At 62.6% G+C, this 22479-nt stretch carries 21 protein-coding genes; 3 read left to right on the top strand and 18 right to left on the bottom strand.

Annotated features, from left to right (window positions below):
• Positions 1–57 precede the first annotated feature (57 nt).
• Positions 58–711, top strand: coding sequence for a fructose-6-phosphate aldolase (gene fsa, locus QN224_RS19610; protein WP_136508991.1), 654 nt, complete (start codon positions 58–60; stop codon positions 709–711).
• Positions 712–910: 199 nt separating this feature from the next.
• Here fsa and QN224_RS19605 read toward each other — a convergent pair whose 3' ends face one another.
• Positions 911–1837, bottom strand: coding sequence for a GNAT family N-acetyltransferase (locus QN224_RS19605; protein WP_283978011.1), 927 nt, complete (start codon positions 1835–1837; stop codon positions 911–913).
• Between the two features lie 135 nt (positions 1838–1972).
• On the opposite strand from QN224_RS19605, the gene QN224_RS19600 reads away from it, so the two are divergent.
• Both QN224_RS19600 and QN224_RS19595 read left to right on the top strand, forming a co-directional pair.
• The gene (locus tag QN224_RS19600) at positions 1973–2908 is read left to right on the top strand and encodes a tyrosine recombinase XerC (protein WP_283978010.1); all 936 of its coding nucleotides are present in this window, start codon (positions 1973–1975) and stop codon (positions 2906–2908) included.
• 266 nt (positions 2909–3174) lie between these two features.
• Positions 3175–4260, top strand: a complete 1086-nt coding sequence (locus QN224_RS19595; RefSeq protein ID WP_283978009.1) for a TraB/GumN family protein — start codon at positions 3175–3177, stop codon at positions 4258–4260.
• A gap of 62 nt (positions 4261–4322) precedes the next feature.
• Here QN224_RS19595 and QN224_RS19590 read toward each other — a convergent pair whose 3' ends face one another.
• The 17 genes from QN224_RS19590 to sdhA all read right to left on the bottom strand — a co-directional run bounded on the left by QN224_RS19590 (position 4323) and on the right by sdhA (position 22476).
• Positions 4323–4796, bottom strand: a complete 474-nt coding sequence (locus QN224_RS19590; RefSeq protein ID WP_283978008.1) for a DUF2867 domain-containing protein — start codon at positions 4794–4796, stop codon at positions 4323–4325.
• A gap of 182 nt (positions 4797–4978) precedes the next feature.
• Positions 4979–6385 carry a dihydrolipoyl dehydrogenase gene (gene lpdA, locus QN224_RS19585; RefSeq protein WP_283978007.1) on the bottom strand — a complete coding sequence of 469 codons (1407 nt, stop codon included), beginning with the start codon at positions 6383–6385 and terminating at the stop codon, positions 4979–4981.
• Positions 6386–6410: 25 nt separating this feature from the next.
• Entirely contained in the window at positions 6411–7163 is a 753-nt protein-coding gene (locus QN224_RS19580; protein ID WP_283978006.1) for an SDR family oxidoreductase, read from the bottom strand.
• Complete coding sequence (locus QN224_RS19575; RefSeq protein ID WP_283978055.1) at positions 7160–7666, bottom strand: hypothetical protein; 507 nt, start codon at positions 7664–7666, stop codon at positions 7160–7162. Before QN224_RS19575 ends, QN224_RS19580 begins: the two co-directional genes overlap by 4 nt.
• Positions 7663–8304, bottom strand: a complete 642-nt coding sequence (locus tag QN224_RS19570) for a LysE family transporter (protein ID WP_283978005.1) — start codon at positions 8302–8304, stop codon at positions 7663–7665. Before QN224_RS19570 ends, QN224_RS19575 begins: the two co-directional genes overlap by 4 nt.
• Positions 8301–8726 (bottom strand): VOC family protein, encoded by a 426-nt coding sequence (locus tag QN224_RS19565; protein ID WP_283978004.1) that lies wholly within the window; start codon positions 8724–8726, stop codon positions 8301–8303. The genes QN224_RS19570 and QN224_RS19565 overlap by 4 nt, the downstream gene beginning before the upstream one ends.
• 15 nt (positions 8727–8741) lie before the next feature.
• Complete coding sequence (locus tag QN224_RS19560; RefSeq protein ID WP_283978003.1) at positions 8742–9131, bottom strand: MAPEG family protein; 390 nt, start codon at positions 9129–9131, stop codon at positions 8742–8744.
• A gap of 50 nt (positions 9132–9181) precedes the next feature.
• Positions 9182–10432, bottom strand: a complete 1251-nt coding sequence (odhB, locus tag QN224_RS19555; RefSeq protein WP_173508828.1) for a 2-oxoglutarate dehydrogenase complex dihydrolipoyllysine-residue succinyltransferase — start codon at positions 10430–10432, stop codon at positions 9182–9184.
• A 122-nt stretch (positions 10433–10554) separates the two neighbouring features.
• Positions 10555–13551, bottom strand: coding sequence for a 2-oxoglutarate dehydrogenase E1 component (locus QN224_RS19550; RefSeq protein ID WP_173508827.1), 2997 nt, complete (start codon positions 13549–13551; stop codon positions 10555–10557).
• Positions 13552–13714: 163 nt separating this feature from the next.
• Positions 13715–14617 carry a succinate--CoA ligase subunit alpha gene (sucD, locus tag QN224_RS19545; RefSeq protein ID WP_225109845.1) on the bottom strand — a complete coding sequence of 301 codons (903 nt, stop codon included), beginning with the start codon at positions 14615–14617 and terminating at the stop codon, positions 13715–13717.
• Positions 14618–14622: 5 nt separating this feature from the next.
• Positions 14623–15819 carry an ADP-forming succinate--CoA ligase subunit beta gene (sucC, locus tag QN224_RS19540; RefSeq protein ID WP_225109844.1) on the bottom strand — a complete coding sequence of 399 codons (1197 nt, stop codon included), beginning with the start codon at positions 15817–15819 and terminating at the stop codon, positions 14623–14625.
• Between the two features lie 33 nt (positions 15820–15852).
• Positions 15853–16815 (bottom strand): malate dehydrogenase, encoded by a 963-nt coding sequence (mdh, locus tag QN224_RS19535; RefSeq protein ID WP_269280701.1) that lies wholly within the window; start codon positions 16813–16815, stop codon positions 15853–15855.
• A 185-nt stretch (positions 16816–17000) separates the two neighbouring features.
• The gene (gene zapE / locus QN224_RS19530) at positions 17001–18152 is read right to left on the bottom strand and encodes a cell division protein ZapE (RefSeq protein WP_283978002.1); all 1152 of its coding nucleotides are present in this window, start codon (positions 18150–18152) and stop codon (positions 17001–17003) included.
• A 116-nt stretch (positions 18153–18268) separates the two neighbouring features.
• Positions 18269–18808, bottom strand: a complete 540-nt coding sequence (locus tag QN224_RS19525; protein WP_173508822.1) for a protease inhibitor Inh/omp19 family protein — start codon at positions 18806–18808, stop codon at positions 18269–18271.
• A gap of 185 nt (positions 18809–18993) precedes the next feature.
• The gene (msrA, locus tag QN224_RS19520) at positions 18994–19590 is read right to left on the bottom strand and encodes a peptide-methionine (S)-S-oxide reductase MsrA (RefSeq protein WP_173508821.1); all 597 of its coding nucleotides are present in this window, start codon (positions 19588–19590) and stop codon (positions 18994–18996) included.
• Positions 19591–19837: 247 nt separating this feature from the next.
• Entirely contained in the window at positions 19838–20617 is a 780-nt protein-coding gene (locus QN224_RS19515) for a succinate dehydrogenase iron-sulfur subunit (protein ID WP_173508820.1), read from the bottom strand.
• A 17-nt stretch (positions 20618–20634) separates the two neighbouring features.
• On the bottom strand, positions 20635–22476 hold the full coding sequence (gene sdhA, locus QN224_RS19510) for a succinate dehydrogenase flavoprotein subunit (RefSeq protein ID WP_283978001.1): 1842 nt from the start codon (positions 22474–22476) through the stop codon (positions 20635–20637).
• Positions 22477–22479 lie beyond the last annotated feature (3 nt).

Raw genomic sequence — 22479 nt, 5'->3', positions numbered from 1 at the left:
TTTCCGTCAGGCAGACATGCGCCCGAACGGCAATAATGCCCCAAGGGAGAAACCTCCATGAAATTTTTCGTTGATACCGCCGATGTGAAGGAAATCCGGGAATTGAATGATCTCGGCCTGCTCGACGGCGTCACCACCAACCCCTCGCTGATCCTGAAGTCGGGCCGTGATATCGTCGAAGTCACCAAGGAAATCTGCTCGATCGTCGACGGACCGGTTTCTGCGGAAGTGACGGCAACCGAATACAGCGAGATGATGAAGGAGGCGGCCGCCCTTTCGAAGATCGCCGACAACATCTGCATCAAGGTGCCGCTGACGCTCGACGGCCTCAAGGCCTGCAAGGCGCTGACTTCGGACGGTCACCAGACGAACGTCACCCTCTGCTTCTCCGCCAACCAGGCGCTGCTTGCCGCCAAGGCCGGCGCGACCTTCGTCTCGCCCTTCATCGGCCGCCTCGATGACATCGCCTTCGACGGCATGGATCTCATCCGTGAAATCCGCCACATCTTCGACAACTATGGCTACGAGACGGAAATCCTTGCCGCCTCGGTGCGCACGGTCAACCATGTCAAGGAAGCAGCCCTCATCGGCGCCGACGTCGTCACCGCGCCGCCGGCAACACTGAAGGCGCTCGTCAAGCACCCGCTGACCGACAAGGGCCTGGAAATGTTCCTCGCCGACTGGGCGAAGACCGGCCAGAAGATCGGCTGATCAAGCTACAGAAATCCGAAAGGGTCTCGCAGCGATTGCGGGGCCCTTTTTCATTCGTCGTCCATGAGGCCGGTGAGGCGCATCCGTCGATCCAGGTCCACCGTCCCTGCGGATCACCCGCCGCGGCCGAACGTCGCAGCGCTCCTGCACCGCCGACGCTGGGACGAGGCTTAGCGCATTCGCCGCACAACCAGAACCGTCAGAATCGAATTTTTTCTAGAGCCTGACGCGGGTCGAACACAGCATCGCTGTCGGCAGCGAGTTCGTAGACCGTATGCCTTTCAAGCGCACGCGTGACATCCGCCGGATCGCCGTCGAGCGCTTCGGCTGCGATCAGATTGCCGACGCGGAAATCGAAAAGGTCGCCCTTCTTGTTCAGAAGCTCATGGAACACCGTCATGTCGCGCAGTTCCGTCGACCATTTGGCGAACCAGTAGAAGAGACCGGAATTGCGCGCGCTCATATGCACCGGCAGGATCGGGAGGCCGTATTTGCGCGCGAAGCCGACGGCGGAGCTTTTCCAAGGACGTTCGTTGAGCCGCCCATCGGCCCAGTAGGCGATGCGGCCCGAAGGAAAAAGCACGGTTGCCTTGCCCTCTTCGATAGCGCGATTGGTGACCTGCAGCGTTTCGCGAGCCTTGAGCTTGCTCTTGTATTCTTCGCGCCACTCGACCGGAATGACCATCTCGACGAAGCGAGGATTGACCCGAATCGCATCTCGATTGGCGAAGAACATCATGTCCGGGCGACGGGACTTCAAGAGATCGAAGACGGCGATGCCGTCGGCAATGCCGGTCGGATGGTTGCTGACGAGGAGAAAGCCGCCGGTCGACGGAATGCGCTCAGCCTTGTCGACGCGAACGTCGAGCGAAAGCAGCGAGCTCAAGTGCTCGAAGGCCTGGAAACCGGGCATGTTGGCGACGGCGTCGGCGAACTCTATCGCCTTGCGGTAGTTGAGCAGCGTGTAAAGAAAGGGCCGTATTACCGGCCACAACGGATGCCGGACGATCTTCTTGCCGCGCTCGGCAATCAGCATGTCGACGATATGGCCGGGCTGCCCTTGTGAAACCAGGGCAATGGCCTCAGCAAAGTGCGCGAATCCGTCCCCCATATCCCGTCTCGCCATAGTCCCATCCGCGTTTGCTGATCGACCATCGCAGTTCAATATGATCGAACAATGACAAATTCCAAGAGGTGGCGTTAGCAAAAACATAAGACGCCGGCGACATTCTGGACGGCACACGGAATCGCCGGAGCGACAATGAACGAGCTTCTTGCAATTGGTCACCCCGAAGTCATGGCGGAACGCCAGCGCTGGCTGGCGAGCCTCAGCCGGGAACGCCGGCTGTCCGCAAAAACGGTCGAGGCTTACGAGCGCGACACCCGACAATTCCTGACCTTCCTAACCGGCCATCTCGCCGGGCCGCCGCGCTTGGCGGACATCCGCACACTGCGCCCGGCCGACCTGCGCGGCTTTCTCGCACAGCGGCGCAAGCAGGGTGCGGGCGCACGCGCCCTCGGACGCGGGCTCGCGGGGCTTCGCTCTTTCCTGCGCTATCTGGAGAAAAATGGCCTCGCCAATGCCGCCGGTGCCCAGGCGGTGCGCTCGCCGAAGCAGCCGAAATCCCTGCCGAAACCGCTGACGGACCGCGAAGCGCTGACGGTCGTCACGGCGGACGCGCAACTCGCGGAAGAGCCGTGGATCGCGACCCGTAACGCCGCCGTTCTGACGCTGCTCTACGGCTGCGGCCTGCGCATATCCGAGGCGCTCGCGCTAACGCCCAATGACTTTGCCGGCGCCAGTTCCTCGCTGCGTATCACCGGCAAAGGCGGCAAGACGCGAATCGTTCCGCTCATTGCCGCGGCGACCGACGCCGTGGCGACCTACACAAGGCTTTGTCCCTACCACCTCGCCGCGGATGCGCCGATGTTTCGCGGCAGCCGGGGCGCGACGCTTCAGCCGGCGATCATCCAACGCGAGATGCAGAAGCTGCGGGCAGCACTCGGCCTTCCCGACTCGGCGACACCGCACGCGCTGCGTCATTCCTTCGCCACACATCTTCTGGCAGGCGGCGGCGACCTGCGCACCATCCAGGAACTGCTCGGCCATGCGAGCCTCTCGACGACGCAGGTCTACACCGGCGTCGATTCGACGCGCCTCCTCGAAATTTACGATCGAGCCCATCCGCGCGCCTGAAATTCGGCGAAGTGGCGGATTAACCAAGCTCGTTAAGGAACCCGTGACCGGCAAGGCGTAGGGTTCGAGTGAGCAATTCCGCAGCGCCCGCGCGTCTTTTCAGACGCACAAAGGTCTGTAGCATTTTGAATTGCCGCATGTTTTTGTCCTTGTATCGGCTCCGATTCATGAGACATGCGGCAGGAAAGTGTATGACGGTTTTCCGTCCCGGTTTTCCGTCCGGAATTGTGTGGTTTCGAGTAGAACTGCCCAGAATTCGGTGCCCTATGACGACGTTTCCGATCTCAAGACCCGTTCGCAATCTCGCTGTCAGGCTCACAGACGGCGCCCTGTGGCTGATCGCGTCGCTGCATCTTCTGGTGCTCGCGACCCTCATCGCCGCGCTGCTCTCGATTTCGGACGCTGGCGCTGCCGAAGAGTCCGCCTGCGGCGGCACCAATATCCTGGCGAGCATGGAACAGTCGGACCCGGCGCGCCTTGCCGCGCTGCGCCAGGAGGCGGACGCAGTTCCGAACGGAAAGGGCCTCCTCTGGAAAATCGAAAGCCAGGGGTCGGCACCGTCCTGGCTGCTCGGCACCATGCACGTTACCGACCCGCGCGTTTTGGCGATGCCGGAGGGCGCGGTAGACGCCTTTACCAAGGCGGCGATCGTGATCGTCGAATCGGACGAGATCGTCGACGACAAGAAGGCGGCGGCCGCGATCATCATGCGTCCCGACCTCACCATGTTCGCCGGCGACAAGACGATCAACGACTTTCTCAAGCCGGAGGATCGCGTGCGCCTGGAAAGCGGCCTCAAGCAACGTGGCATTCCGCTGCCGCTCGTCGCCAAGATGAAGCCCTGGATGATTGCGAGCTTCGTGGCCCTCCCGGCATGTGAAATTTCGCGCAAGGCTGCCGGCGCTTCCTTCCTCGACAAAAAGCTTGCGGAGGATGCCGTCAAGGAAGGAAAAACGCTGAAAGGGCTGGAAACGCTGGTCGAGCAGCTTTCGGCAATGGACTCGCTGCCCGTCGAGCTTCACCTTCAGGCGTTGATCGAAACGCTGGCGCTCGGCAAGACGATCGACGATGTCATACAGACAACCACCGATCTCTATCTTTCCGGCGACACCGGAATGATCATGCCGATGATGAAGTCCGTCTCCACTCAGACTGCGGCAAGCGACTTCGGTTTTGCCGATTTCGAGCAGCGCATCATCATCGACCGCAACAAGATCATGGCGGCGCGGGCCGAGCCGATCCTGAAGGGCGGCAATGTATTCATGGCCGTTGGCGCGCTGCATCTTTCCGGTCCGGAAGGCCTGGTCGAACTCCTGCGCCAGCGCGGCTTCACCGTCACGCGGACCAACTGAGCGGGATGAGGAAAAGCGTGCGCGGGTTTTCCGCCCGCATCCCGCGTCATTAGAATCCCTGTTCACCGCCGCTCGTTCAGCCCGGCCAACAGCGTCGGGACGATCGTCTTGTGGAAAGGCGTGACAACCGCGAGATAGATGCGGCCGAGAATATTCCGGCGATGCACCAGGGTCGTAACGCCGATCACCTGGCTGTCCGCAGGCCCGTCGCGGACCTCCACGACAATGCGAAAGTCCAGATGCCGGTCGTCGAAGCCGAGAACCGCCTTGCGCTCTTCATCTCTCAGGACGGGAAAAAAGCCGATGAGGCTATCGGCTGCGGCGGGTGCCGCTGTCTTCAGCCCGACGAACGACACGATCCTATTGCGAAGCGCCAGAAGGAGTCGAATCCAACCCGGCAGCGGCTCGAGCATTCGCCGCGCCGCCTCGCGCGCCGTCAGCCGCTCGTTCAGAATGAGCAGTTCGTAGCGGTCCGCCCAGTCGGCTTCGGGCAGTATCGCATTCGGAAGGTGAGCGGCGACGCTTCGCGGTCTCATGAACGATCCTCATATTGGCTCGTTCATGTTCGCGCCGGTCGGCCGCGTATGGCAGGGGGCCGCTTGTCGCAGCCCCCGCACCCACTGTCTTGGTCGGAATCGATCAAGGACAGAATCATGCAATGATTCAAAGCGCTAAAGCGTCGTTTCGCGCATTTGAAAAGATGCGCCGCGCTGTAATGTCACATATGGATCGGCTTGAAGAAGGTGGCGAGAGCCGCCTCCTTGACCGCTTCCGACATGGTCGGGTGGGCGTGGCAGGTCCGGCCGAGGTCCTCCGAGGAGCCGCCGAATTCCATCAGCACCGCGATCTCATGGATCATCTCACCGGCGCCGAAGCCGATAATATGGCCGCCGAGCACGCGATCGGTCTCCTTGTCGGCCAGGATTTTGACGAAACCATCCGTCTGGAGCATCGCGCGCGCGCGGCCATTGGCGGTGAAGGGGAACTTGCCGACCTTGTAGGCAACGCCGGCGGCCTTGAGTTCCTCCTCGGTCTTGCCGACGGAAGCGACCTCCGGTTGGGTATAGACGACGCCCGGAATGACGTCGTAGTTCACGTGACCGGCCTGCCCCGCGATGATCTCCGCCACCGCAACGCCTTCGTCCTCCGCCTTGTGTGCCAGCATCGGACCGCGCACCACGTCGCCGATCGCATAGATGCCGGTGATGCTTGTCTGGAAATGGTGGTCGATCTCGATGCGGCCACGCGAGTCGAGCACGACACCGGCCTTGGCGAGACCCATGTTCTCCGTGCAGGGCTTGCGGCCGGTCGCGACGAGCACGACGTCCGCGTCGAGCGTGGTCGATTCGCCGCCCTTGACCGGCTCGAAGGTGACCCTCGCGCCACTCCCGGGTTTCGCAACGCGGGTCACCTTGGCGCCGAGCTTGATGTCGATGCCCTGCTTCGTCAGCAGCCGGTGGAGTTGCTTGGCGACCTCGCCGTCCATGCCGCCGAGAATCGTGTCGAGGAATTCGACCACTGTCACCTTGGCGCCGAGGCGCGCCCAGACCGAGCCGAGCTCGAGACCGATGACGCCGCCGCCGACGACGATCATGCTCTCTGGAACCTTTTCCAGCTCGAGCGCACCATCCGATGAGACGATGACCTTCTCGTCGAACTCGAACTCGACGCCCGGGATGCCGGCGACGTCCGAGCCCGTGGCGATGACGATGTTCTTCGCTTCGAGGACTTGCTCCTCGCCCTTGTCGTTGGTGACGGAGACCTTACCCTGCCCGAGGACCTTGCCCGTGCCCTGAAAACCGTCGATCTTGTTCTTCTTGAAGAGGAAGGCAACGCCGTCGACATTCGACTTAACGGTCGCGTTCTTGTGGGCCATCATCTTTTCGAGATTGAGCTTCGGGCTTGCGACCTCCACACCCAGCGCGTCAAGACCGTGCTGTGCGTGATGATACATCTCGGAAGCGTGCAGCAGCGCCTTGGAGGGGATGCAGCCGACATTGAGGCAGGTGCCGCCATAGGTGCTACGCTTCTCGACCACGGCAACCTTCATGCCCAGTTGCGCCGCCTTGATGGCGCAGACATAGCCGCCGGGGCCGCTTCCGATAACGATGAGATCATAAGCCATTTGATAATCCTTGTTTCAGGGGCGGTTACCGGCCGCCGCTGACGTTGAGAATTGCTCCGGTCACATAGGTCGCCTTATCCGACAGGAGATAGAGAATTGCGTCGGCAACTTCGCCGGCCGTGCCGGGACGTTGCATGGGGATCGAAGGCGCCAGGTCGCGGGCGCGATCCGGCAGGCCGCCGGAGGCATGAATTTCCGTATCGATGATGCCCGGACGCACCGCATTCACGCGAATGCCTTCTGCCGCCACTTCACGCGCGAGGCCGACGGTGAAAGTGTCGATCGCACCCTTCGTGGCGGCGTAGTCGACATATTGGCCCGGAGCGCCCAGCACGGCGGCGATGGAGGTCAGATTGACGATCGAACCGCCGCGTCCGCCGTGGCGCGTCGACATCCTCAGCACCGCTTCGGCGGCACAGCGGATCGAGCCGGTCACGTTCACGCGGAGCATCCGGTCCAGCCGTTCCGGCGAAATCTCGTCGATGCGCTGCGGCGGACCGACAATGCCGGCATTGTTGACGAGGCCGTCGAGCCTGCCAAAGCCGGCATCGACGGCGGAGAAGATCGCCTTCACACCGGCTTCTGAACCGACGTCTCCCTCAACGGCAATCGCGACGCTGCCTGCCTCCTCGATCGCACGCACCACGTCTTCCGCCGCTTTCCGGTTAGAAGCGTAACTGACCGCCACGCGCCAGCCTTCCCTGGCGGCTGCGACGCAGACGGCGGCGCCTATGCCGCGGCTGCCGCCGGTGACGAGAAGAACGCGCTCGCCGCTCATGCAGCACATCCCTTGAATTCAAAGACATCCGAGCTGTCGGCGCTCGCCTTCCCCTTGCCCCAGGCACTCGACTCTCTGAGTGCCGGGCCGAAACCCGGAAGCAGGATCTGCTCGGCGGCCGGCGCATCCTCCGCCTGAAGCAGGCCGATCCCGCCCGCCTTGTCGGCCGCGTAGATCACGCCTTCCCAGACGGTGCAGGCTCTCAATTCCTCGCCGGTCACGTCGCCGGTCGGGCAATTGTGCATCACGATCCCGTTCGAGCGCTCCGGTTCGCCCGACCACATGACGACGCCATCAAGAAGCAGTCCGGAACTTTCGACGCTAATCTTGAAGTGATTGCTGGTGGCAGCGCTTTCCGAGCCGACCGGCTCGAAGCGCAACTCGTAGCCGCCGTCCGCATCGCCATAGATCGCCTGCGCTTGCCGGCACTCGTCGGCAAGCGCAGGCGTAGCGACCAGCGCGATGGCAAGCGAAGCTGGTAAACCGCTGCGGCTGATCATCAGGCGGCCCTCTCCGTCGCAAGCTTCAGCCCGAGCGCGATGAAGACGAGGCCGCTTGCCCGGTCGATCCACTTGCTCGCCCGGGTGAAGGCAGCACGCATCCGCGGCGTCGTCATGAACAGGCTGACGCCGACGAACCAGAGAATCAGAGCACTCGCCATGACGAGGCCGTACCCAAACTTGACCATCATCGGCGTATGCGCGCTGACCACGGTCGAGAAGATCGACAGAAAGAAGAAGACCGCTTTCGGGTTGAGCGCATTGGCGGCGAAGCCGAGGCCGAAGGCTCTGAGCACCGACTGTGCCCTGCCCGCACCGGCATCCTCTCCGGCTTCGGCCGTGATTTCCGTCTGGCCGGCGCGGAGTGCCTTGATGCCGATATAGATCAGGTAAGCGACGCCGCACCATTTGACGATGTTGAAGAGATAGATCGACTGGGAAATGATCAGCCCCAGCCCGAGGATGGTGTAGCTGACGTGAAACATCAGCGACGTGCCGATGCCGAAGGAGGTGATGATCGCCTGACGGCGCCCATGCACCAGCGACTGCCGCATCACCATGGCGAGATCGGCGCCGGGCGAGATGATGGCGAACGAGAAGATCGCCATCAATGATGCGAGTTCGATCAAATAATTGCTCATGATTTTGCGACCGGTGCGTTGAAGGCCCAGATGTGACCGAAGGGATCCTGGATGCGCGCATAGCGTGCTTGCCAGAACGTATCCTGCGGTTCCATCACTGTCGATGCCCCGGCGGCGATCGCCTTGGCAAAGGCCGCATCGACATCGTCCGGCTTCGGAAGATTGATATTGATCGCGACGCTGGCGCCGCCGGCGGTCTTGGGCGAACTGATGCTCATTCCGAATTCCGGAAACTCGTCATGCAGCATGATCTCGCCGCCGAACAGGGCGAGATTGGCATGCATGACGCGCTTGCCGTCTTCGGCCATCTGGTGAAACGTGTTAACGGCGCCGAACGCCTTTTCGTAGAAGGCGATGGCGGCAAGGCCGTCCTTCACGCAGATATGCGCCTGGATCGGGGGAACGTTCGGTTCGAATGCCATGCTTTTCTCCTCCGTCTAGATGAGAATGCCCGCAAGGATCAGCGCCAGCCCCGCCGCCGATACAGCCCAGATCGCCGAGCGAAACCGCCCGAGCCCGGCGACATAGACCGGCAGATAGACGGCCCGCGCCCAGAACCAGACGATCGCACCCCACTGCGTCAGCAGCCCGCTGCGGCCGGTGAACTCTACCACGACCACGAGCACGATGAAGATCGGATAGGTCTCTTGAAAGTTGCGAAGCGCGCGCCCGGCGCGCGCCGTCAGCATGTTCGGCCGTTCCTCCACGTCTCGGTTTGGGTCCCGGTCGACAAGCCCGTGCTGCAAGCGGTAGGCGCCCGCCTGCGTCATCATGTAGACGAAGGCCAGCGCTGCGCTCGCGAGCAGGTAGGTGAGTTCCAGCGACATCCGCGCACCCGGAAGAAGAAGCGGGGGCTGCTTGTCGCGCCCCGCCTGTCTTAGAGATCGAGCACCAGGCGTTCCGGATCTTCGAGGCTCTCCTTGACGCGCACGAGGAAGGTCACTGCTTCCTTGCCGTCGACGATGCGGTGATCGTAGGAGAGCGCGAGATACATCATCGGACGGATGACGACCTGTCCGCCGATCGCAACCGGCCGGTCCTGGATCTTGTGCATGCCGAGGATGCCGGACTGTGGCGCGTTGAGGATCGGCGAGGACATCAGCGAACCATAGACGCCGCCGTTGGAGATGGTGAAGGTGCCGCCCTGCATGTCGGCCATCGACAGCGCGCCATCGCGAGCGGCCTTGCCGAGGCGGCCGATTTCCTTCTCGATCTCGGCGATCGACATCTGGTCGGCATCGCGGACGACCGGAACGACGAGACCCTTGTCGGTACCGACGGCGACGCCGATGTGGCAGAAGTTCTTGTAGATGACGTCAGTGCCGTCGATTTCGGCGTTGACCGCCGGCAGTTCCTTGAGCGCATGCGTGACGGCCTTCGTGAAGAAGCCCATGAAGCCGAGCTTGACGCCGTGCTTCTTCTCGAAAATATCCTTGTATTTGTTGCGCAGGCTCATCACCGCGCTCATGTCCACCTCGTTGTAGGTGGTGAGCATCGCGGCCGTGTTCTGTGCATCCTTGAGGCGCTTGGCGATCGTCTGGCGCAGGCGCGTCATCTTGACCCGTTCTTCGCGGACGGCGTCCTCTGCCGGCGCCGGCGCGCGCGCCTGGACTTTCGCCGGTTCGGCGGCGGGGGCCGAAATGCCCTTGGCGAGAGCAGCGATCACGTCACCCTTCAGCACCTGGCCACGCTTGCCCGAACCGTCGACCTGGTCGGCGGAGAGATTGTTTTCCGCCAGGAGCTTGGCGGCGGCCGGTGCAGGCGGCATCGACGTCGGCGCCTGCGGTGCTGGCGCTGCAGCGGCTGGCTGCGCGGCCGGAGCCGCAACAGCGGGTTCAGGCTTCTTCTCTGCCGGAGCCGGAGCAGCCGGAGCAGCAGCCGCCGCACCGGCGCCTTCGGCGATCTGACCGAGCAGCGCGCCAAGGCCGACGGTCTCGCCCGCCTGCGCTACGATTTCGGAAAGCGTGCCAGCGGCCGGCGCCGGCACTTCGATCGTCACCTTGTCGGTCTCGAGTTCGAGGATCGGTTCGTCGGCCTTGATCGCATCGCCGACCTTCTTGAACCAGGTGCCGACGGTCGCTTCGCTGACGGATTCGCCAAGGGTGGGAACGCGGATTTCTGTTGCCATGATTTTTGTTCCGTTGATCAGATATCTGTTTCTAGATCTTTGAGTTACGCACTTCCGGACGGAAAACCGCTACGCACTTTTCCTGGAAGTGCTCCAGCGATTGGCAGACCGTGGGGAGCCGATCAGCCCCCCAGCGCGTCCTCGAGGAAGGCGGCAAGCTGGGCCATGTGCTTGGACATCAGGCCCGTCGCCGGCGACGCGGCGGCCGGACGGCCGGTATAACGCACCCGCTGGTATTTGGCATCAATGTGGGCGAGCACCCATTCGAGATAGGGATCGATGAACGACCAGGCGCCCATGTTCTTCGGCTCTTCCTGGCACCACACCATCTCCGCATTGCGGAAGCGGCTGAGTTCGTTGATCAGAGCCTTGGCCGGGAACGGATAGAGCTGCTCGACGCGCAGCAGGTAGATGTCGTCGATGCCGCGCTTCTCGCGCTCCTCGAGCAGGTCGTAGTAGACCTTGCCGGTGCAGAGCACGACGCGGCGGATCTTCGAATCCTTCTGCAGCTTGATCGGGCCGTCCTTGATGACCTCCGCATCGTCCCAGAGCAGCCGGTGGAAGGAGCTCTCGCCCGCCATTTCGGAGAGGCTGGAGACCGCCCGCTTGTGACGCAGAAGCGACTTCGGCGTCATCAGGATCAGCGGCTTGCGGAAATCGCGCTTCACCTGGCGGCGCAGGATATGGAAGTAGTTCGCCGGCGTCGTGACGTTGGCGACCTGCATGTTGTCTTCCGCGCAGAGCTGCAGGAAGCGCTCGAGGCGCGCGGAGGAGTGCTCCGGTCCTTGGCCTTCATAGCCGTGCGGCAGCAGGCAGACGAGGCCGGACATGCGCAGCCACTTGCGTTCGCCGGACGAGATGAACTGGTCGAAGACCACCTGCGCGCCGTTGGCGAAGTCGCCGAACTGGGCTTCCCACAGCGTCAGCGCGTTCGGGCGGGCAAGCGAATAACCGTATTCGAAGCCGAGCACCGCCTCTTCCGAGAGCATCGAGTTGATGACCTCGTAGCGTGCCTGGGTCGGCGACAGGTTGGCGAGCGGGATGTAGCGCTCTTCCGTCTGCTGATCATAAAGAACCGAGTGGCGCTGCGAGAAGGTGCCGCGCTCGCAGTCCTGACCCGAGAGGCGGATCTTCGTGCCTTCTGTGACGAGCGTGCCGAAGGCGAGCGCTTCCGCCATCGCCCAGTCGATGCCCTCGCCGGTCTGCACCATGCTGGCGCGGTTTTCCATGAAGCGCTGGATCGTCCGGTGCGCGTTGAAGCCAGCCGGGATCTCGGATATCTTGCGGCCGACTTCCTTCAGCTGTTTCATCGGCACCGAAGTCCGGCCGCGGCGCTGCTCATCCTGATTGTCGGCCGTGCGCAGGCCCGACCAGGCGCCGTCGAGCCAATCGGCCTTGTTCGGCTTGTAGGACTGTCCGGCCTCGAACTCCTGCTCCAGATGGGCGCGCCAGTCCGCCTTCATCTTCTCGACCTCGCCCTCGGTCATCAGACCTTCGGCGATCAGCCGTTCGGAATAGAGCTGCACGACCGTCTTGTGGGCGCGGATGGCCTTGTACATCCTTGGCTGCGTGAACGCCGGCTCGTCGCCCTCGTTGTGGCCGAAGCGACGGTAGCAGAACATGTCGACGACGACCGGCTTGTGGAACTTCATCCGGAATTCGGTCGCGACCTTGGCCGCATAGACGACGGCTTCCGGATCGTCACCGTTCACATGGAAGATCGGCGCCTCGATCATCTTCGCCACGTCCGAGGGATAGGGCGAGGAGCGCGAGAAGGCCGGGTTCGTGGTGAAGCCGATCTGGTTGTTGATGATGAAGTGCACGGTACCGGCAACGCGGTGGCCGCGCAGGCCGGAGAGACCGAGGATTTCGGCGATAACGCCCTGGCCGGCGAAAGCCGCGTCGCCATGCAGCAGAAGCGGCATGACCTTCACGCGTTCGCGCAGCGGAATGATGTCGCCTTCGAACACGGTCGCCATCTGGTCCTGCTTGGCCCGCGCCTTGCCCATGACGACCGGGTTGACGATTTCGAGATGCGACGGATTCGCCGTCAGCGACAGATGCACCTTGTTGCCGTCGAATTCGCGGTCGGACGAAGCGCCCAGGTGATATTTGACGTCGCCGGAGCCTTCCACGTCATCTGGCGCGTAGGACCCGCCCTTGAACTCGTGGAAGATGGCCCGATGCGGCTTGGCCATCACCTGGGAAAGCACGTTGAGGCGGCCGCGGTGAGCCATGCCGAGGACGATTTCCTTGAGGCCTTCCTGGCCGCCGCGCTTGATGATCTGCTCCAGCGCCGGGATCAGCGACTCACCGCCGTCGAGGCCGAAGCGTTTCGTGCCCTTGTACTTGACGTCGATGAACTGCTCGAAACCTTCGGCTTCGATAAGCTTCTGCAGGATCGCGCGCTTGCCCTCGGGTGTGAATTCGACGCCCTTGTCCGGACCTTCGATGCGGCCCTGGATCCAGGCCTTTTCCTCGGGGTTGGACATGTGCATGAATTCGACGCCCATCGTCGAGCAATAGGTGCGTTCGAGGATTTCGACCATTTCGCGCACGGTCGCGTATTCGAGGCCGAGCACGTTGTCGATGAAGATCTTGCGGTCGTAATCCTTCTCCTCGAAGCCGTAGGACTTCGGCGAAAGCTCATCGTAGTCCTCGACCGGATCGGCAAGGCCGAGCGGATCGAGCTTGGCATGGAGATGGCCGCGCATGCGGTAGGCGCGGATCATCATGATGGCGCGGACGGAATCGCGCGTCGACTGATGGACCTCCGCTTCGCTGACCGGGACGCCCGTGACTGCGGCGGCTTCCTCGACCTTGGCCTTGACCTTCTTTTCGATGACCTTTTCTACGGCGCCCCAGTCGCCGTCGAGCGCCGACACGAGTTCGCCATTGGCCGCGATCGGCCAGTTGCTTTTCTTCCAGGAGGCGCCCTTGGCGGCCTTCACAACGTCTTCCGGCCGGTCGGCGAGCGCCTTGAAGAAGGATTGCCATTCGGACGAAACGGAGGACGGATCCGCTTCGTAGCGTGCATAGAGCTGCTCTATGTAAGCAGCGTTGGCGCCATCCAGAAACGATGTGAGCTGGAATTGCTCGTTGGCCTCTTGCCTTGTCATGGTCTCTCGCGAACCCTTGGTTCGCCTCCTGACTAAAGTTGGATGCCGGGTCTTCCCGGTCGTTCACGTTTATTCGGCGCTCTAGTGCGCCAAGCTTGCGTCATAAATTGGTTCGGCTGAGGGCCGGCACTCGGCGCCGGCCCCGAGCCTCGCTATCGGAGCCTCAGCCCTTCAGGACTTCGACCAGCGTCTTGCCGAGCCGTGCCGGCGACGGCGAGACGCGGATGCCGGCCGATTCCATCGCCGCGATCTTGTCTTCCGCGCCGCCCTTGCCACCGGAAATGACCGCGCCGGCATGGCCCATGGTGCGACCGGGGGGAGCCGTGCGGCCGGCGATGAAGCCGACCATCGGCTTCTTGCGGCCGCGCTTGGCCTCGTCCTTCAGGAATTGCGCCGCGTCCTCTTCAGCCGAGCCGCCGATCTCGCCGATCATGATGATCGACTTGGTCTCGTCGTCGGCAAGGAACATTTCGAGCACGTCGATGAATTCGGTGCCCTTGACCGGATCGCCGCCGATGCCGACAGCGGTCGTCTGGCCGAGACCTTCGTTGGTGGTCTGGAAGACGGCCTCGTAGGTGAGCGTACCGGAGCGCGACAGAACGCCGACCGAGCCCTTGCGGAAGATATTGCCCGGCATGATGCCGATCTTGCATTCGTTCGGGGTCAGCACGCCCGGGCAGTTCGGGCCGATGAGGCGCGAGGACGACTTCTCGAGCCGCGCCTTGACCTTGACCATGTCGGCGACCGGGATGCCTTCGGTGATGCAGACGATCAGCGGAATTTCCGCGTCGATCGCCTCGATGATCGCGGCGGCAGCGCCTGCCGGCGGCACATAGATGACCGATGCATTGGCGCCGGTCGCGTCACGGCCTTCGGCAACGGACGCGAAGATCGGGAGTTGCTCGCCCTTGGCACCGGTCCAGGTCTCACCACCCTTCTTCGGGTGGATACCGCCGACCATCTTCGTGCCGTTATAGGCGAGCGCCTGCTCGGTGTGGAAGGTACCGGTCTTGCCGGTCAGGCCCTGAACCAGGACCTTGGTGTCTTTGTTGATCAGGATGGACATCGGCCTCAGGCTCCCTTCACGGCTGCAACGATCTTCTGGGCGGCATCGTCCAGATCATCGGCGGAGATGACGTTGAGGCCCGATTCATTGATGATCTTCTTGCCAAGCTCGACATTCGTGCCTTCGAGGCGAACGACGAGCGGCACCTTGAGACCCACTTCCTTGACGGCGGCGAGCACCCCTTCAGCGATGACGTCGCACTTCATGATGCCACCGAAAATGTTGACGAGAATGCCCTTCACGGCCGGATCGGCAGTGATGATCTTGAAGGCGTGCGTCACCTTTTCCTTCGAAGCGCCACCACCGACGTCGAGGAAGTTCGCGGGCTCCGCGCCATAGAGCTTGATGATGTCCATGGTCGCCATGGCAAGCCCGGCGCCGTTGACCATGCAGCCGATGTTGCCGTCGAGAGCGACATAGGCGAGGTCATGCTTGGAGGCTTCGATTTCCTTCTCGTCCTCTTCCGTCGTGTCGCGCAGGGCGACCACGTCCTCGTGGCGGAAGAGCGCGTTACCGTCGAAAGAGACCTTGGCGTCGAGCACGCGCATGCGGCCGTTCTTCATGACGATCAGCGGATTGACCTCCAGCAGGCTCATGTCCTTCTCGACGAAGGCCTTGTAGAGGATCGGGAAGAGCTTTTCAGCATCGGCACGCGCTTCGCCTTCGAGTTTCAGCGCGTCGGCGAGCGTCTTCAGATTTTCTGCGGTGACGCCCTTGTCCGGGTCGATCGCGACAGTGACGATCTTCTCCGGCGTGTGCTCGGCAACCGCTTCGATGTCCATGCCGCCCTCTGTCGAAACGACGAAGGCAACCTGGCCGACGGAGCGATCGACGAGGATCGAGAGGTAGAGTTCGCGGTCGATGTCGGCGCCGTCCTCGATGTAGAGGCGGTTGACCTGCTTGCCGGCCGGACCGGTCTGCTTGGTCACCAGCGTGTTGCCAAGCATCTCCTTGGCGTTCGCCACAACCTCGTCGACGGATTTTGCGAGCCGCACGCCGCCCTTGGCGTCGGGGCCGAGTTCCTTGAACTTGCCCTTGCCGCGACCACCGGCGTGGATCTGGCTCTTCACGACGTAGAGCGGTCCCGGCAGCTTCTTCGCAGCGGCTTCCGCTTCGTCGGCGGAGAAGATCGCGACGCCTTCGGCGACCGGCGCGCCATAGCTCTTCAAGAGAGCCTTGGCCTGATATTCATGAATGTTCATGGGGTTATTCCTGTCTGATTGGCCGGATGGCGGTTACTTCAGGCTGGGCGCGATGTTGATGCAGGCTTCGCAAAGGCCAGCGACCGCCGCCACCGAGTTGTCGAAGGCTTCCTTCTCGCTCTTGTTGAGATCGATCTCGATGATGCGCTCGACGCCGCCGGCACCGATGATCGTCGGCACGCCGACATACATGTCCTTGACGCCGTACTGGCCGGAAAGATGGGCCGCACAGGGAAGCACGCGCTTCTTGTCCTTGAGATAGGCTTCCGCCATCTCGATCGCGGAAGCAGCCGGTGCATAGTAGGCCGAGCCGGTCTTCAAGAGGCCGACGATCTCGGCGCCACCGTCACGGGTGCGCTGGATGATTTCCTCGAGGCGGTCCTTGGTGACCCAGCCCATCTGGACGAGATCGGTCAACGGAATGCCGGCAACGGTCGAGTAGCGGGCGAGCGGCACCATCGTGTCGCCATGGCCGCCAAGCACGAAGGCCGTGACGTCCTGGACGGACACGTTGAATTCCTGGCTGAGGAAGAGGCGGAAGCGCGAGGAATCGAGAACGCCGGCCATACCGACGACCTTGTTCTTCGGCAGGCCGGAGAACTTCTGCAGCGCCCACACCATGGCGTCGAGCGGGTTGGTGATGCAGATGACGAATGCGTTCGGGGCATATTTCTTGATGCCGGCGCCGACCTGTTCCATGACCTTGAGATTGATGCCGAGCAGATCATCGCGGCTCATGCCGGGCTTGCGCGGCACGCCGGCAGTCACGATGCAGACGTCGGCACCTTCGATCGCAGAATAATCGCTCGCGCCCGTGAGCGATGCATCGAAACCTTCGACCGGGGACGACTGTGCGATATCGAGGCCCTTGCCTTGGGGAATGCCGTCGGCGATGTCGAACAGGACAATATCGCCCAGTTCCTTCAGGCCGGCGAGATGCGCCAGCGTGCCACCAATCATCCCTGAGCCGATAAGTGCAATCTTGTTGCGCGCCATGAAAGTGCTTCCTTTGTGATCCCAATATGATCGAGGCCTGAAACGCGGCAAACGCCAAACCTTCGCGAAAGCCCATAAACGGCAAATGATAAAATATCAATTGATACTTTTTGACAGAGCAATTTCAATCGGTTAGATCATAAAATTCTTACGTAAACGTAAGACTTTTTGTAACCGTTGCGTCATCAAACAGCCGTTCTCGCCGGATGTTGCGCCGCATATTCCTCGCTTTGCATCTCGATCAGACGCGATACGGTGCGGTCGAATTCGAAGCCTTCCGTTCCCTTTCTAGCGGTCAGCAGCTGCTGCGGTTCGGCCGCGGCGGAGGCAAAGAGGCGCGCGCCCTGATCGTAAAGGGTATCGACGAGGATGATGAACCGCTTGGTCTCGTTGCGCAGGTGGGGCCCCAGATGCGGAACGTGATCGACAAAGATCGTGCTGTATTGCGCCAGGATGGCGAGGTAGTCGGCCGCGCCGAGCGGCTGCGCGCAGAGGTCGGCAAAAGCGAAACGGGCGCTTCGGCCGGACGCCGATGGCACGTGGATCTTGCGCCCCTTGCGGCTGATGTCCGCCGGGGCTTCGGGTGCTCCGCCGGTCTCGCGATACCAGGCGCGGTCCATCGCGGCTTCCGCCTCCGGACCGAGCGGCGAAAGCCAGACCGGATTTCCATCCGTCTTCTGCAGCCGGTAATCCGTCTCGGTATCGAGCGAGATGATCTCCGCGTTCGCCTTCAGCAGGTCGATGAAAGGGAGAAAGAGGCCACGATTGAGGCCATCGCGGTAAAGATCGCTCGGCTCGACGTTCGATGTCGCGACGAGCACGCAGCCCTTGGCGAAAAGTTCGCCGAAGAGGCGCGCCAGGATCATCGCGTCGGCAATGTCGGTGACCGAGAATTCATCGAAGCACAGCAGCCGTGCCTCGCCGAAGAGCTCGGAGGCGACCGGCGGGATCGGGTCGGCCTGCTTCGTCTCGCCGCTCTTGAGTTTCTGGCGATGCTTGTAGATGCGCTCGTGCACATCCGCCATGAACTCGTGGAAATGCGCTCGACGCTTGCGCTGGATCGGCACGGCGTCGAAGAACATGTCCATCAGCATCGTCTTGCCGCGCCCAACGCCACCATGGATGTAAAGCCCCTTGACCGGAGCGTGGTCCTTCTTGCGCGAGGCGAAAAGCCAGCCAAGCGCGTTAGACTTGCGCGACGGCCTGCTGGCGAGCAGTTCCGCCGTCAGGCGGTCGAGCCGCCGGGCGATCAGCAATTGCGCCGGGTCGCGCTGGCGTTCGCCAGTGGTGACGAGCGTTTCGAGTTTGTGGAGAATGCTGTCGTCCGGGTTGAGCACGCGGCACCCAAGGTGAGCAAGGAACAATTCCGGCGAGAGAGGCGCGGGACGAGCGAAACCTGCTCACACGTCCTCATCCCGCGTCGCATCCGGCCCAGGCCGGACGTTAACGGCCGTCAGCGGCTGAGGCTGACCGGCTGCCCGCTGTTGGTCGAGCCGTCGAAGCGCGCGTCCGCCGTCTTGTAAAGGCGGGCGATCGGGCTGCCGCCCCGATCCTTGAGCACGACCTGCTTGCCGGCCACTTCCCAGGAACCCATCGTCGTCAGTTCGCCGGCGCAGCCGCGTGTGCCGCCGCGCGATCCGCTGCCGAGGTTCGTCAGTGTCAGGAACATGTCGCAGGAACTGCCGGCGCTCGACACGCGCCAATTGCCGACCATCGATTCCTTCGTTACGTCGAGCGCGTTGGGCGCCGCCGCAACTTGCGTGCCGGCCGGCGCGCCGCCGGGTGCCGCAGCGCCGCCGGTCGGTGCCGCGGGGAACTGCGAAGTGTTCGTCGTCGGGTCAGGGAGCTGGCTCGACGAAACCGTCGGAACGGGCTGGGCCTGCAGGGGAGCAGGTGAAACATCCTGAGAACCGAAACCACCCATGGATGTCCGCTGGCATCCGGTCAGCGCAAGCACAACCGCCAGCCCCGCCGCCGCATGAAAAACCCGCATATCTCTTACCCCCGATATCTTCGCCGAACCATGATGCAACGCGATAATAATGGCCGAACTACAGCAAATCCACCTGTCAAATCAAGGGAAGGCATTTCAGCAGTACCTGTTGCACGATTGAAACGCTGGTCCGAAGAGGAATGCACACTCGGGAAGCATCGAAACTCCAGCCGGCGTAAACACAATCAGTGATTGACCCCGGCATAGGCGCGGTCACCCCAGAGCGCCTCGACCGCCCGGTTCCTGCCGCAGCCGTTCCTGTAGTACCAGTAGCGAATGGGGTTTCGCGCGCCGAAGTCCTGATGGTAATCCTCGGCCGGCCAGAATTTTGCGGTGCCTTCGACCGGCGTGACGATCGGCTTGCCGAGTTCGGCTTCGGCCCTGATCTTTCCGGCCTTCGCGTCCATGGCCTGCCTCTCGTCGAGCGCGTAGATCGCCGTCGTATAGGCAAAGCCGCGATCGCAGAACTGACCCCCGCCATCCGTCGGGTCGGTCGTGTGAAACAGCACGGCGACAAGCGTTGAATAGGAAACCCTGTCCGGATCGAACTTGATCTGGACGACTTCGCGATGACCGCCCTTCACGTAATCCTCATAGGTCGGATTGGCGCTCGCGCCACCAGCGTAGCCCGAAATCGTCTCGAGAACGCCGGGCACACCATCGAAATCGGTCTCGACGCACCAGAAGCAGCCGCCGGCAAACAGCGCGAACTGCGGCTCGGCCGCCCGCGCCGGCAGGGCCATCAGACAACCGGCGGCAAGTGCAAGCAACAAACGATTCATCGCAATCTCCGATCCCATTCTAAAGCTATGAGGACCGTCGAAAGTTTCAAATCAAATGCCGACACGTGGACGTGAAATTCGTGATACGCAAACGGCGGGCAGAAAGCCCGCCGTCGAAGCCGTGACCGACAAAGGATGCTGCTGCATTTATTCTTAAACCTTAGCCGGTTTAAGGATAAAAACATGCAGCAATTCAAAGTGCTACAGCGTCCCTTACGCGTCTCACAAGACGAGCGGCGCTCTAGGGTCAGATCCTGCGCTCCACCAGCATCTTCTTGATTTCGCCGATCGCCTTGGCCGGGTTGAGCCCCTTCGGACAGGCCTGGGCGCAATTCATGATCGTATGGCAGCGGTAAAGCCGGAACGGATCCTCGAGATTGTCGAGCCGCTCGCCGGTCGCCTCGTCTCTGGAGTCGATCAGCCAGCGGTAGGCCTGCAAGAGAACGGCCGGACCGAGATAACGATCGCCGTTCCACCAGTAGCTCGGACAGGAGGTCGAGCAGCAAGCGCACAGGATGCACTCGTAAAGGCCGTCGAGCTTCTGACGGTCCTCGTGGCTCTGCTTCCATTCCTTCGCCGGCGTCGGCGAAACCGTCTTCAGCCAGGGCTCGATCGAGCGGTGCTGGGCATAGAAATTGGTGAGATCCGGCACCAGATCCTTGACCACCGGCATATGCGGCAGCGGATAGATCTTCACCGTTCCCTTGATCTCGTCCATGCCCTTGGTGCAGGCGAGCGTGTTGGTGCCGTCGATGTTCATCGCGCAGGAGCCGCAGATGCCTTCGCGACAGGAGCGGCGCAGCGTCAGCGTCGGATCGATCTTGTTCTTGATGTAGAGCAGACCGTCGAGCACCATCGGGCCACAGTCGTCGATGTCGATATAGTAGGTGTCGACGCGCGGGTTCTTGCCGTCGTCCGGGTTCCAGCGATAGACGCGGTATTCGCGCAGGTTCGTCGCGCCGACCGGCTTCGGCCAGACCTTGCCTTCGGTGATCTGCGAGTTCTTGGGGAGAGCGAGTTCAACCATGTCCTTAATCCTCGAGATCAGTACACGCGCGCCTTCGGGGCGATCTTCATCGGATCGATGCCCTCGGCGATCAGGTCGGTGTGAACCGGGCGGTAATCGAGCCGGACATCGCCGGCCTCGTTGACCCAGGCGAGCGTATGCTTGCGCCAGTTGACATCGTCGCGCCCGCCGAACGGGCCTTCGGTGTAATCCTCGCGGGCATGCGAACCGCGGCTCTCCTTGCGCGCTTCGGCGCCGTAGATGGTGGTGATGGCGTTGGCCATCAGGTTTTCCAACTCAAGCGTTTCGACAAGGTCCGAGTTCCAGATCATCGAGCGGTCGGTGACCTTGACGTCGGGAAGTTCCTTCCAGATTTCCGACAGACGGCGGCAGCCGGATTCGAGCGATTCCTGCGTGCGGAATACCGCGGCGTCCTCCTGCATGGCGCGCTGCATCTTCTCGCGCAGCACCGCCGTCGGCGTCCTGCCATTGGCATGACGCAGGCGATCGAAGCGCTCGACGATGCGGTCGCAGGCGGCGGTGTTGATCGCCGGGATCGATTCCTGCCGGTCGATGATCTGGCCGGCGCGGATCGCCGCGGCACGGCCGAAGACGACGAGGTCGATCAGCGAGTTGGAGCCGAGCCGGTTGGCGCCGTGGACCGAGGCGCAGCCCGCTTCGCCGACTGCCATTAGCCCCGGCGCGATGCGCTCGGGGTTCTGACCGTCAGCGTTCAGCACCTCGCCCCAATAATTGGTCGGAATGCCGCCCATGTTGTAGTGGACGGTCGGCAGCACCGGGATCGGCTCGCGGGTGACATCGACACCGGCAAAGATCTTCGCGCTCTCGGAAATGCCCGGCAGGCGCTCGTGCAGCACGGCCGGATCGAGGTGGTCGAGATGCAGGAAGATGTGGTCCTTGTTCTTGCCTACGCCGCGGCCCTCGCGGATTTCCAGTGTCATGCAGCGCGAAACGACGTCACGCGAGGCGAGATCCTTGGCCGACGGGGCATAACGCTCCATGAAGCGCTCGCCTTCGGCGTTGACGAGATAGCCGCCCTCGCCGCGCGCGCCTTCGGTGATCAGACAGCCCGAGCCGTAGATGCCGGTCGGGTGGAACTGCACGAACTCCATGTCCTGGAGCGGCAGGCCTGCGCGGGCGATCATGCCGCCGCCGTCGCCGGTGCAGGTGTGCGCCGAGGTCGCCGAGAAATAGGCGCGGCCGTAACCGCCGGTCGCCAGCACCACCATCTTCGCCGAGAAGCGGTGGATCGTGCCGTCGTCGAGGTTCCAGGCAACAACGCCGGTGCACCGCCCGTCGTCCGACATGATCAGGTCGATGGCGAAATATTCGATGAAGAATTCGGCGTTGTTCCGGAGCGATTGGCCGTAGAGCGTGTGCAGGATCGCATGGCCGGTGCGGTCGGCAACCGCGCAGGTGCGCTGCACCGGCGGGCCTTCGCCAAAATTCTGCATATGACCGCCGAACGGCCGCTGGTAGATCTTGCCTTCCTCGTTGCGCGAGAACGGCACGCCGTAGTGCTCGAGCTCGTAAACCGCCTTCGGCGCTTCCATGGTGAGATACTGCATGGCATCGACATCGCCGAGCCAGTCGGAGCCCTTGACGGTGTCGTACAGATGCCATTGCCAGCTGTCCGGCGTCATGTTCTGCAGCGACGCGGCGATGCCGCCCTGGGCGGCGACGGTGTGCGAGCGCGTCGGGAAGACCTTGGTGATGCAGGCCGTCTTCAGGCCCTGTTCGGCCATGCCGAGCGTGGCGCGCAAGCCAGCGCCGCCAGCACCGACGACGACGACGTCGAAGGCGTGGTCGACATATTGGTAGGCCTTGCCGTTTGCAGCGGGTGAACTGATCGATGCCATGAC

The organism is Sinorhizobium sp. 7-81 (assembly GCF_030124405.1).
GTDB lineage: Bacteria > Pseudomonadota > Alphaproteobacteria > Rhizobiales > Rhizobiaceae > Sinorhizobium > Sinorhizobium psoraleae.
Note: the sequence above shows the minus strand (reverse complement) of the source record. Positions and strands in the feature narration are given on the sequence as shown.

Excerpts from the sequence above, each read along its gene's own strand:
- QN224_RS19515 (WP_173508820.1), bottom strand. The coding sequence starts at position 20,617 with ATGGTTGAACTCGCTCTCCCCAAGAACTCGCAGATCACCGAAGGCAAG.
- QN224_RS19525 (WP_173508822.1), bottom strand. The coding sequence starts at position 18,808 with ATGCGGGTTTTTCATGCGGCGGCGGGGCTGGCGGTTGTGCTTGCGCTG.
- QN224_RS19560 (WP_283978003.1), bottom strand. The coding sequence starts at position 9,131 with ATGTCGCTGGAACTCACCTACCTGCTCGCGAGCGCAGCGCTGGCCTTC.
- msrA (WP_173508821.1), bottom strand. The coding sequence starts at position 19,590 with ATGAATCGTTTGTTGCTTGCACTTGCCGCCGGTTGTCTGATGGCCCTG.
- QN224_RS19590 (WP_283978008.1), bottom strand. The coding sequence starts at position 4,796 with ATGAGACCGCGAAGCGTCGCCGCTCACCTTCCGAATGCGATACTGCCC.
- odhB (WP_173508828.1), bottom strand. The coding sequence starts at position 10,432 with ATGGCAACAGAAATCCGCGTTCCCACCCTTGGCGAATCCGTCAGCGAA.
- QN224_RS19605 (WP_283978011.1), bottom strand. The coding sequence starts at position 1,837 with ATGGCGAGACGGGATATGGGGGACGGATTCGCGCACTTTGCTGAGGCC.
- mdh (WP_269280701.1), bottom strand. The coding sequence starts at position 16,815 with ATGGCGCGCAACAAGATTGCACTTATCGGCTCAGGGATGATTGGTGGC.
- QN224_RS19595 (WP_283978009.1), top strand. The coding sequence starts at position 3,175 with ATGACGACGTTTCCGATCTCAAGACCCGTTCGCAATCTCGCTGTCAGG.
- sucC (WP_225109844.1), bottom strand. The coding sequence starts at position 15,819 with ATGAACATTCATGAATATCAGGCCAAGGCTCTCTTGAAGAGCTATGGC.
- QN224_RS19550 (WP_173508827.1), bottom strand. The coding sequence starts at position 13,551 with ATGACAAGGCAAGAGGCCAACGAGCAATTCCAGCTCACATCGTTTCTG.
- QN224_RS19600 (WP_283978010.1), top strand. The coding sequence starts at position 1,973 with ATGAACGAGCTTCTTGCAATTGGTCACCCCGAAGTCATGGCGGAACGC.
- QN224_RS19580 (WP_283978006.1), bottom strand. The coding sequence starts at position 7,163 with ATGAGCGGCGAGCGCGTTCTTCTCGTCACCGGCGGCAGCCGCGGCATA.
- QN224_RS19565 (WP_283978004.1), bottom strand. The coding sequence starts at position 8,726 with ATGGCATTCGAACCGAACGTTCCCCCGATCCAGGCGCATATCTGCGTG.
- lpdA (WP_283978007.1), bottom strand. The coding sequence starts at position 6,385 with ATGGCTTATGATCTCATCGTTATCGGAAGCGGCCCCGGCGGCTATGTC.
- QN224_RS19570 (WP_283978005.1), bottom strand. The coding sequence starts at position 8,304 with ATGAGCAATTATTTGATCGAACTCGCATCATTGATGGCGATCTTCTCG.
- sdhA (WP_283978001.1), bottom strand. The coding sequence starts at position 22,476 with ATGGCATCGATCAGTTCACCCGCTGCAAACGGCAAGGCCTACCAATAT.
- fsa (WP_136508991.1), top strand. The coding sequence starts at position 58 with ATGAAATTTTTCGTTGATACCGCCGATGTGAAGGAAATCCGGGAATTG.
- sucD (WP_225109845.1), bottom strand. The coding sequence starts at position 14,617 with ATGTCCATCCTGATCAACAAAGACACCAAGGTCCTGGTTCAGGGCCTG.